This window comes from Actinospica durhamensis, assembly GCF_018139695.1.
In the GTDB taxonomy this organism is placed as follows: domain Bacteria; phylum Actinomycetota; class Actinomycetes; order Streptomycetales; family Catenulisporaceae; genus Actinospica; species Actinospica durhamensis.
On sequence record NZ_JAGSOG010000280.1, the window covers coordinates 1 to 10567 of the forward strand.

Sequence of the window (10567 nt, forward strand, 5' to 3'; positions counted from 1 at the left end):
AACAACGACAAGACCACGAACACCACCACCCCCCAAGGCACCGGACGCGACGCACCCCTCATGCCCCGCCCACGCGCCGAGAAGGCCGACGCGGAGATCTGATTCCTTCGAAGGGGGGGTGACGTCATGGTGGACATCAGTACGACCAGTACCGGCAGCGCGGGCATTGCGGGCAGCGCAACGGCGCAAGCGGGGCCGGCCGCGGTGCCGGACGAGGCCGCGCGCGGCTCGCGTATCGGGTCGGCGGCGCTGCGGGGCCTGCTCGCCGTGGCGCGCTGTCCGGCGGTCTGGCTCTGCCTCGTCGCCGCGTTCTTCTACAGCGCGCTGGCCGTGGACCGAATAGACCAGCACCTAGCCGGCAGCTACGACTTCGGCGTCATATTCCAGGTCATACACGGCTGGGCGTTCCACTTCTACCCGAGCGAGCCGCTGCAGGGTGCGGGGCAGAGCGAATGGGGCGACCACTTCTCCCCGATGCTGATCCTGCTCGCCCCGCTGCTGTGGCTGCACGACGCGCCGAGTTCGCTGGCCGTCGCGCAGGCCTTCGTGATCTGCGCGGCCGGGCTGCCGGTCTACTTCGCGGTGCGCCGGCTGCACGGGACCACCGCCGCGACCCTGGCCTGCGTGTTCTTCCTCACCTGTATGGAAGTGCAGACCGCGATCGGGTTCGACATCCACGAGAACATGTTCGAGCCGCTGCTGATCGGCTGGGCCATCGAACGCGCGCTGGCCGGGCGCTGGACCGCGGCGTCGATCCTGATGGGCCTGAACGTCCTGTGCTACGAGGACATGGGCGTGATGGTGTTCCTGTTCGGGCTGTGGGCCGCCTGGCACCGCCGTTGGCGCCACGCCGCCGTGCTCATGGTCCTCGGCCCGGTCATGGTGCTGCTGTTCACCCAGGTGATCCTGCCGGACTGGGGGAGGGACGTGGCCAACTGGCAGCTGCGGCACTTCGACTACGGCCCGACCCTGCACGCCTCCTCGACCTTCCAGGCGTTCCTGCACGCGCTCGAACACCCGCACCACCTGTTCCGGTTGATGATCAGCAACCGGGTCAAGCGCGGCACCTGGCTCTTCCTGCTGCTGCCGGTGTTCTTCGTCTGCCTGGCCTCGCCGATCACCTATCTCGGCAGCACCACCGTCGTACTGCTGATGGCCTCGGACAACGTCACGCACTGGGCCTGGAACTACCACTTCTATCTCCAGGTCGCGCCGATCATCGTCATCGGGGCCTTCGACGGGGCGCGCCGGATCGGGCTGCTCGGCCGACTCCTGTGGCGCCGGACCGGGCGCCCCCTGCCGGCGGGCCTGTCCCGGCTGCGCTCGCCGCGGGTGCACCGCGGCGTGGTGGTCGCCTTCGCCCTGGCCGCGCTGGGGACCTCGGCGGCCATGCAGCTGCAGCCGCAGAACCGGGCGCGGCTCGCGGCCTGGGAGTACCTGGACGGGAAACTGGTGCGTCCGGCCGCGCTGGTGCGGGACATCGACGCGGTGGCCGCGCATGTTCCGTCCGGTCAGAACGTGTACGTCTCCAACGACCTCGGCACCGTGCTCGTGGCCAGGGACACCGACTGGATCTCACCTGGCGAGGCCACGTACGTGTTCTTCGACACGGCCACGGGGTGGACCCCGCCCGGGTACGAGCAGCGGCTGCAGGGCCTTGGCTTCCATCTCGTCTACCGCCAGGGGCAGGTCTATCTGATGGAGCGTTGAGCGCGCCCGCCGCGCGCTGGGCGGGAAACGCCGCGTCCCGCGACTCCGGGGTCTCCGGAGCCGCGGGACGCGGCGTTCACCGTCCTCGGGACTGGGACTACGGCAGCGAGGCCACGCCCTTGGCCAGGAAGCGGTGTCCCGCCACCTTCTCGGACACGCCGGAGCGGTCCAGGTACGGGGTGATGCCGCCGAGGTGGAACGGCCAGCCGGCGCCCAGGATCATGCACAGGTCGATGTCCTCGGCCGCCGCGACGACGCCCTCGGCCAGCATCAGGTCGATCTCCTCGGCCAGCGCCTCGACCGCGCGGGCGAGCACCTGCTCCGGCGTGGACGGACGGTCGCCGACCTCGAACAGCGTCTCGAGCTCGGGGTCGACCACGCGCACGCCGTCCACCCACTGGTAGATCCCGCGCTTGTGGGCCTCCACCAGGCGCCGGACGTTCTCCGAGACCGGGAAGCGGTCGGGGAACGAGGCGTGCAGGGTCTCGGCCACGTGCAGGCCGACCGCCGGGCCGACCAGTTCGAGCAGCTCGAACGGGGACATCGGCAGGCCCAGCGGGTCCAGTGCGCGGTCGGCCGTCTCCACCGGGGTGCCCTCGTCCAGGACCTGGTTGACCACGCCCATGAACCGGGTCAGGATCCGGTTGACCACGAACGCCGGGGCGTCCTTGACCAGCACGCAGTTCTTCTTCAGGTTCTTGCCCACCACGAAGGCCGTGGCCAGGGTCGCGTCGTCGGTCTTCTCCGCGCGCACGACCTCGAGCAGCGGCAGCACCGCGACCGGGTTGAAGAAGTGGAAGCCCACCACCCGCTCCGGGTGCTCGAGCTTCGAGGCCATCTCGGTCACCGAAAGGGACGAGGTGTTGGTGGCCAGCACGCAGTCCGGCCGCACCACGGCCTCGACCTCGGCGAACACCTGCTGCTTGACCGACATCTCCTCGAACACGGCCTCGATCACGAAGTCCGCGTCGGCGAAGGCGTCCTTGGTCAGCGAGCCGGTCACCAGGGCCTTGAGCCGGTTGAGCTTGTCCGAGTTCAGCCGGCCCTTGAGCGCCTGGAAGTCGAGCTGTTCGTGGACGTACTTGACGCCCTTGTCCACCCGCTCCTGGTCGATGTCGGTGAGCACCACCGGCACCGCCAGCCGCTGCACGAACAGCGTCGCGAGCTGAGAGGCCATCAGGCCGGCGCCGACCACGCCCACCTTGGTCACCGGCTTGGCCAGCGACTTGTCCGGCGCGCCGACCGGGCGCTTGGCCCGCTTCTGCACCAGGTTGAAGGAGTAGACGCCGGAACGCAGCTCCTCGCTCATGATCCGGTCGGCCAGCGCGTCGTCCTCGGCGTCGAAGCCCTCGTCGCGCGAGGCGGTGCGGGCCTTGCCGATCAGCTCGAGCGCCAGGTACGGCGCGGGGGTGGCGCCGTGCACGCGGCTGTCGGCGATCTGCTTGCCGCGCTCGAGCGCCGCGGTCCACTCGGCCTCGTCGTAGGTGCGGCGTTCGACCACGATCTCGCCCTTGACCACGGCCGCGGCCCAGGCGAGCGACTCCTCGAGGAAGTCGGCCGGCTCGAAGATCGCGTCCGCGATGCCGAGCTCGTAGACCTGCTTGGCCTTGAGCTGGCGGTTCTGCGAGAGCGGGTTGTCCAGGATGACCGTGACCGCCTTGTCCGGCCCGATCAGCCGCGGCAGCAGCTGCGTGCCGCCCCAGCCGGGGACCAGGCCGAGGAAGACCTCGGGCAGCGAGAACGCGGGCACCCCGGAGCTGACGGTGCGGTAGGTGCAGTGCAGCGCGATCTCCACGCCGCCGCCCATGGCCGCGCCGTTGACGAAGGCGAAGGTGCGCACCGGCAGCTCGCCGAGCCGGCGGAACACGTCGTGGCCCTGCTTGCCGGTGGCCCTGGCCAGTTCCGCGGACTCGGCCGCGGCCACCGCCTTCAGGTCCGCGCCGACGGCGAAGATGAACGGCTTGCCGGTCACGCCCGCCGCGACGATCGCGCCGGAGGCGGCCAGCTCGGCCACCTGGTCCAGCGCGGCGTCGATGTTCGCCAGGCCGCGCGGGCCGAAGGTGGTCGGCTTGGTGTGGTCGAAGCCGTTGTCGAGGGTCACCAGCGCGAAGCGGCCGGCGCCGCCGGGCAGGTCGAGCACGCGCACCGGGGCGTGCGTGACGACCTCGTCCGGGAAGGCCGCGGCGGCCCGCTCGATCAGGTCCTGTCGGGAAGACGCAGTGCTCACTTGCCGTACTCCTCGTGGTGCGGGTTCTCCCAGATCACGGTGCCGCCCATGCCGAGGCCGACGCACATCGAGGTCAGGCCGTAGCGGACCTCGGGGTGTTCGGCGAAGTGGTGGGACAGCTGGGTCATCAGGCGTACGCCCGAGGAGGCCAGCGGGTGGCCGATGGCGATGGCGCCGCCCCAGGGGTTCACACGCGGGTCGTCGTCGGCGATGCCGTAGTGGTCGAGCAGCGCGAGCACCTGGACCGCGAAGGCCTCGTTGAGCTCGAACAGCCCGATCTGATCGATGCTCAGACCGGCCAGGGCCAGCGCCTTCTCGGTGGCCGGGATCGGGCCGAAGCCCATGACCTCGGGCTCCACTCCGGCGAAGGAGTAGGACACCAGGCGCATCCCGACCGGCAGGCCGAGCTCGTGCGCGACCTCCTCGGCCGCGATGATCGCGGCGGTGGCGCCGTCGTTCAGGCCCGCCGAGTTGCCGGCGGTGACCCGGCCGCGCACCCGGAACGGGGTCTTGAGCGCGGCCAGCGCCTCGAGCGTGGTGCCCGGGCGGGGCGGCTCGTCGGCGGTGGCCAGGCCCCAGCCGGGGCCGGCCTGGGACTCGAGCCCGCCGCGGATCGCGACCGAGACGAGGTCCTGCTGGATCTTGCCGTCGGCCAGGGCCTTGGCGTACTTCTCCTGGGAGGCGGCGGCGTAGGCGTCGGCGCGCTCCTTGGTCAGCTGCGGGAACCGGTCGTGCAGGTTCTCCGCGGTCATGCCCATGGACAGGGCGGACTCGTCGACCAGGCGCTCGCTCAGGATGCGCGGGTTCGGGTCCACGCCCTCGCCCATCGGGTGGCGGCCCATGTGCTCGACGCCGCCGGCCAGCGCCACGTCCACCGCGCCGAGCGCGATGGAGCCGGCGACGTTGGTCACGGCGGTCATCGCGCCCGCGCACATCCGGTCGATCGAGTAGCCGGGCACCGAGGTGGGCAGTCCGGCCAGCAGCGACGCGGTGCGTCCGAGGGTCAGGCCCTGGTCGCCGAGCTGCGTGGTCGCCGCGAGGGCCACCTCGCCGATCCGCTCCGGGGGCAGTGAGGGGTGCCGCCGCACGAGCTCCCGGAGGCACTTGATGATCAGGTCGTCGGCTCGGGTCTCGGCGTAGATGCCCTTGGGGCCGGCCTTGCCGAACGGGGTACGGACGCCGTCCACGAAGACGACGTCGCGCGCGGTACGAGGCACGGTGGCACTCCTAGCGTGAAGCGATGACAGGTGCTCTGCGGTCATGCTACTCGCCAGTAAGTTAGTTCGGTACCGGGGTGTGGGAGTGAGCTGAAGCCCGCCTCCGGCGCGTCAGTTCGCCCCGGCCTTCAGGTTCGCCACGATGCTCGCGGCCCGCTGCGCGGCGAAGGTGTCGCTGCCCGAGGTGGCCGAACTGAGCACGCTGACCACGGAGTGGTTCACCCGCACCGCGACGAGGGTGGTGAAGCCCACCCAGGAGGTGTCGTGCAGCGCGATGGTGACGCTGCCGTCGCCGGGCGTGCTCGCGGTGGACACCACGACCTTCACGGTGCTGTGGGTCTGCGTGTCGCTGAAGGACGGGCAGCGGGTGGCGATCTTCGACAGCGCGGTCATCACGTCCTGCGAGCTCGTGCCCTGATACGTGTCGATCTCCTGGGCGAACTCCTCGGAGTCGCCCTTGTCGATGTAGTCGCTCTGCGCGAACGAGACCGCGCTGAACCCGGCCAGGCTGATCCAGCCGGTCGCGTCCAGGGCTGAGCAGGCGGGTGCGGCCGCGGTGGCCGAGGGGTCCTGGAAGGACTCGCCGGTGTCCACGGTGCCGGTGGAGTCGAGTGCGTAGCCCGAGGGCAGTCCCGAGGTGAGCAGGTCGCCCTTGAGCAGGGTGCCGGTGGGCAGGCCGGAGTCGGGGTTCGCGCTGGTGGACGCGGCGGAGGCGCCGCCGCCGACCGGGTCGGCCCCGCCGGAGCTCGCGCCCGTGCACGCGGCGAGGGAGAGCGGCAGGACGGCGAGGGCGAGCAGGCCGGAGACCGACCGGCTGGATATGCGGGCGTGCATGGGCTCAGGTCTGCTTTCTCGGGGTCGGGCGGCGGCTCGGGATCGGCGGCGGTGTGAGTCGAGCGCTACCAAGATGCCAGATGTTCACCCGAAGCCTGTGTGATTGTCTACCGACACGCTCACAGGACGTGTGCCGCCGCCCGGCGCAGCGCGGCCGCCAGCACGTGCCCGGTCAGCTCCACCTGCCAGGGCCGTGCGCCGCCGTTGCGCAGGTACCCGGCGACGACCTCGTCGTCCAGGTCGGCCGGCGGGGCCCAGCACAGCCGGCGCACCAGGTCCGGCAGCAGCAGGTTCTCGGTGGGCACGCGGTGCTCGTCCGCGATCGCGGTCACGGCCGGGCGCGCGACGGCCAGGCGGGCCGCGGCCTCGGGGTCGCTGCGTTCCCAGGACTTGGCCGGCGGCGGCGCGTCCGAGCGCGGCGGGTGGTGCGGCAGCTCGCGCTCCGGCAGCGCCAGCGCGGTCTCGAGCGCGGCGAAGTAGCTCACCGCGTCGGCCGAACGGGTCCGGCCGCTGTAGCCCGGCAGCGCCCGCAGCAGGTGCACCGTCTTGGGCAGCTTGGTCGCCGCCTCGATGATCGCGGCGTCCGGCAGCACCCGGCCCGGCGCCATGTCCCGGCGGCGGGCGAGCTCGTCCCGGCGCAGCCACAGCGCCCGGACCACGGCCAGGTTGCGGGCCTTGCGCACCCGGTGCACGCCCGAGGTGCGCCGCCACGGCTCGGCCCGCGGCTCGGCCGGCGGCGCCGTGCGCACCGCCTCGAACTCCTGGCGCGCCCACTCCAGCTTGCCCTGCGCCACCAGCTCCGCGTTCACCGCGTCGCGCAGGTCCACCAGCAGTTCCACGTCCAGCGCCGCGTAGGTCAGCCACGGCACCGGCAGCGGCCGGGTGGACCAGTCGTCCGCGGAGTGGCCCTTCTCCAGGTGGTAGCCGAGCAGCTCCTCGATCATCGGGCCGAGTCCCACCCGCGGGTATCCGGCGAGGCGGCCGCCGAGCTCGGTGTCGAACAGCGCGGACGGCGTGAAGTGCAGCTCGCGCAGGCAGGGCAGGTCCTGGCTGGCCGCGTGCAGCACCCACTCCGTATCGCCGAGCGCGGAGGCGAGCCCGCTCAGGTCGGGCACCGCGATCGGGTCGATCAGGGCGGTGCCCGCGCCGGCCCGCCGCAGCTGCACCAGGTAGGCGCGCTGGCCGTAGCGGAAGCCGGAGGCCCGCTCGGCGTCCACCGCGACCGGCCCGCTGCCCGCGGCGAACCGCGCGACCGCCTCGGCCAGCCCCGCCGCGTCCGCGATCACCTCGGGTACGCCCTCGCGCGGGGTCAGCAGCGGCTTCGCCACCACCGCGGGCGCCTCGAGCGCCTCGAGGGGCTCGTCGTGCGCGGGTGCGGCGGACGGTGCGGCGGTCGGCTCGGGGGCGGCGGCGGTATCGGTCACCCCCTTACCGTAACGCGCCGTTCGTTTTACCGAGCCGTCCATCCCGGGTCGGGGGACCGAGGCGGCCTGCGCCAGGGCCGCTTTTCCGTGCCCTTTGCCCAGGGAGCTCGTTGGGCTCTTCGATCAACGCCTGCCTCGAGCCCGGGAGCCACGCGATGCCGCAAGCACCGCACCCCACCCTGCCCACGCGCGTACCGCGACCGCGAAACCTCCCGCCGGGCGGCGAGCGGGCCGGGCGCGGCGGACTCGCCGCACTGGCGCAGCGGCCCGGCACGGTGCCCGCGCTGATCGGCTTCGCGGCCGGCGCGCTCGCGTTCCTGCTGGTGCGCGGAAGTCTGATCGACGACACCTACATCACCCTGTGCTATGCCGGGAACCTGGCCTTCCACGGCCAGTGGGCGCTGGTCACCGGGCATCCGGCGAACACCGCGAGCTCCCCGCTGAACGTGCTGCTGCTGGCCGCCGCCGCGTTCGCCACCCGGCACGTGGTGCTGGGCCTCGGGCTGGTGTTCGCGGGCAGCTGCGCCGGGCTCGCCCTCGCGCTGGACGGCCTGTTCGCCCGGGCCGGACTGCGCCGGGGCGGGGCGCTGGGCGCCGCGCTGCTGGTGATCGCCAACCCGCTGCTGCTGTCCACGGTCGGCATGGAGGTCATGCTCGTCCTGCTGCTGGCGGTCACCACGCTGCGCTGCGCGCTGGCCGGCCGGGTGTGGGCCACCGGCCTGCTGTGCGCGGCCATGCTGCTCACCCGGGTCGACGCGGTGGTGATCAGCGCCGTGTGCGTGCTCGCCGTGCCCACCACCCGCGGCCGCCGGCTGCGCATCGCCGGGGTGGCCGCGCTGGCCGCCGCGCCCTGGTTCCTGTTCAGCTGGACCGTGCTCGGCGGGCTGCTGCCCGACTCGGTGATCATCAAGATCATGAACCCGGGCTGGCAGGGCCTGACCTTCGACCGCGGCCTGTTCGTGTACTTCGACCGGATGCCCGGCGCCGTCGCGGTCTCGCTGCTCGCCGCGCTCGCGGGCGCCTGCTGGCTGCTGCCCGCGCTGCGCACCGCCGGAACCGGCATCCGCTGGACCCGGCCGGTGGCCGCGCTCGCCCTCGCCGCGGCCGCCCACTTCGGGCTGCTGCTGGCCACCGAACCCGCGCCGTTCCACTGGTACTACGGCCCGTCGGTGGGCCTGGGCACGATCGTGTTCGCGGCGCTGTGCTCGCGCCCGTCCGTGCCCGCCGCGCTGGCCGAGCACCGGATGACGCTGGCCGTGGCGCTGGCCGCCGCGGTCGTGTTCGACCTCGGCGTCGGCGTGCCCTGGTCGCTGGCCCCGGTGTCCACGAACTGGGCCACCAGCGCCGAGTACGCCGAGATCGGCCGCGACATCAGCCCCCTGCTGAAAGGCGGCGCGGTGGCCTCGCCCGGCGAGATCGGCGAGTTGGCCTACTACTGCGGCTGCGACATCGTCGACGTCTTCTCCAGCCGCGCCGAGTTCCAGCACGAACTGACCGGCTGGCAGGCCAGGGGTGGAGCGCTGCGCCACGACCTGGTCGCGCTGGACTATCTGTTCGCCGACCGCGGCGAGCCGAGGCCGGTCGTCCCCTACGCGCTCGTGACGGTCCCCTCGGCGCCCGCGGACAGCGCGCACTGGCACATCGGCACCCGCTGGACGCACTTCACCATGCCGGACGAGCACACGCTGCAGTTGATCAGGGTCAGCACCCGATGAACCGGCCGCGCCGACTCCTCGCAGCTCGCCCCGGTGCGTCCGGGGGCTGCGAAGGTGCCGCATCCGCTCGCCTCTCCTGATTCGGTCCCGCCCCTGGTATGAAAGGGGGCATGAGGCATGCAGTCGTGATCGGCGGGGGCATCGTGGGGCTGGCCACCGCCCGGGAACTGGCGCTCACCCGGGGCTGGCGGGTCACCGTCCTGGAGAAGGAGCCGCACTGGGCCGGCCACCAGACCGGCCACAACAGCGGCGTCATCCACGCCGGGCTCTACTATCGGCCGGGCAGCCTCAAGGCCCGGATGGCGGTGGCGGGCAACGCCTCGATGACCGCCTACGCGCAGAAGGCCGGGGTGCCGGTGCGGGTGTGCGGGAAGCTGGTCGTCGCGGTGGACGACTCCGAGCTGCCGCGGCTGCGCAAACTCGCCGAGAACGCCGAGGCCAACGGCGTGCCGGCGGAGCTGATCGACGCGGCCCGGGCGCACGAATACGAGCCCGAGGTCTCCTGCGTGGCCGCGCTGCGGGTGCACAGCACCGGCATCGTGGACTTCGCCGCGGTCTGCCGGGCCTTCGTGGCCGAACTCACCGCGCACGGGGCCGACCTGCGCACCGGCAGCCTCGTCACCGGCGTGCGGGCCACCGACACCGGCGTGGTGGTGGAGACGGAATCAGGCCACGTGCACGCCGACGCCCTGGTCAACTGCGCCGGCCTGCACAGCGACCAGGTGGCCCGGATGGCCGGGCTGCGCCCGAGCGCGCGGATCGTGCCCTTCCGCGGCGAGTACTACGAACTCGCGCCGCAGCGCCGCGACCTCGTGCGGGGCCTGATCTACCCGGTGCCCGACCCGCGCTTCCCCTTCCTCGGCGTGCACCTGACCCGGATGATCGACGACAGCGTGCACGCGGGCCCCAACGCCGTGCTCGCCCTGCGCCGCGAGGGCTACCGCCGCCGCGACGTCTCGGCCGCGGACGTGCTCGACACCTTCGGCTACCCGGGCACCTGGAAGCTGGCCGGCGGGTACTGGCGGGTCGGTCTGGACGAGGTGCTGCGCTCGCTCTCGCGCGCCCGCTTCGCCCGCAGCCTGGCCCGGCTGGTGCCCGCGATCACCGCCGCCGACCTGGTGCCGGCCGGGGCGGGGGTGCGGGCGCAGGCGCTGACCCGGGACGGCAAGCTGGTCGACGACTTCGTGATCGAGTGGGCGCCGCGCCAGGTCCACGTGCTCAACGCCCCGTCACCCGCCGCCACCGGCGCGCTCGAGATCGCCCGCCACGTCGCCGGCCTGCTCGCCGACGCCGTCGACTGAGGGCCGCGGCCCCGGTACGGGCGTCGGCACGGGTCGATCAGGACACGGCGGTGTTCGAGCTCTTGTCCCGTGGGCGGGGCATGAGGGGTGCGTCGCGTCCGGTGCCTTTGGGGGTGGTGTTCGTGGTCTTGTCGGCGGA

At 72.7% G+C, this 10567-nt stretch carries 7 protein-coding genes; 3 read left to right on the top strand and 4 right to left on the bottom strand.

Going from position 1 to position 10567, the window contains the following annotated elements; all coding sequences use genetic code 11:
* Window positions 1-126 precede the first annotated feature (126 nt).
* Window positions 127-1710, top strand: coding sequence for a DUF2079 domain-containing protein (locus tag KDL01_RS34000; RefSeq protein ID WP_212532795.1), 1584 nt, complete (start codon window positions 127-129; stop codon window positions 1708-1710).
* Between the two features lie 97 nt (window positions 1711-1807).
* Here the strand turns inward: KDL01_RS34000 and KDL01_RS34005 are convergent, their stop codons facing one another.
* The 4 genes from KDL01_RS34005 to KDL01_RS34020 form a co-directional block, all read right to left on the bottom strand.
* Window positions 1808-3937, bottom strand: coding sequence for a 3-hydroxyacyl-CoA dehydrogenase NAD-binding domain-containing protein (locus tag KDL01_RS34005; protein ID WP_307846737.1), 2130 nt, complete (start codon window positions 3935-3937; stop codon window positions 1808-1810).
* Entirely contained in the window at window positions 3934-5154 is a 1221-nt protein-coding gene (locus tag KDL01_RS34010; RefSeq protein ID WP_307846738.1) for a thiolase family protein, read from the bottom strand. The genes KDL01_RS34005 and KDL01_RS34010 overlap by 4 nt, the downstream gene beginning before the upstream one ends.
* 111 nt (window positions 5155-5265) lie before the next feature.
* On the bottom strand, window positions 5266-5988 hold the full coding sequence (locus tag KDL01_RS34015; protein ID WP_212532797.1) for a hypothetical protein: 723 nt from the start codon (window positions 5986-5988) through the stop codon (window positions 5266-5268).
* Between the two features lie 119 nt (window positions 5989-6107).
* On the bottom strand, window positions 6108-7412 hold the full coding sequence (locus tag KDL01_RS34020; protein WP_307846739.1) for a ribonuclease D: 1305 nt from the start codon (window positions 7410-7412) through the stop codon (window positions 6108-6110).
* 155 nt (window positions 7413-7567) lie between these two features.
* Here KDL01_RS34020 and KDL01_RS34025 point away from each other — a divergent pair, with 155 nt between their 5' ends.
* Both KDL01_RS34025 and lhgD read left to right on the top strand, forming a co-directional pair.
* The gene (locus tag KDL01_RS34025; protein WP_212532799.1) at window positions 7568-9127 is read left to right on the top strand and encodes a hypothetical protein; all 1560 of its coding nucleotides are present in this window, start codon (window positions 7568-7570) and stop codon (window positions 9125-9127) included.
* Between the two features lie 110 nt (window positions 9128-9237).
* Window positions 9238-10428, top strand: a complete 1191-nt coding sequence (gene lhgD / locus KDL01_RS34030; protein WP_212532800.1) for an L-2-hydroxyglutarate dehydrogenase — start codon at window positions 9238-9240, stop codon at window positions 10426-10428.
* Window positions 10429-10567: the final 139 nt, after the last annotated feature.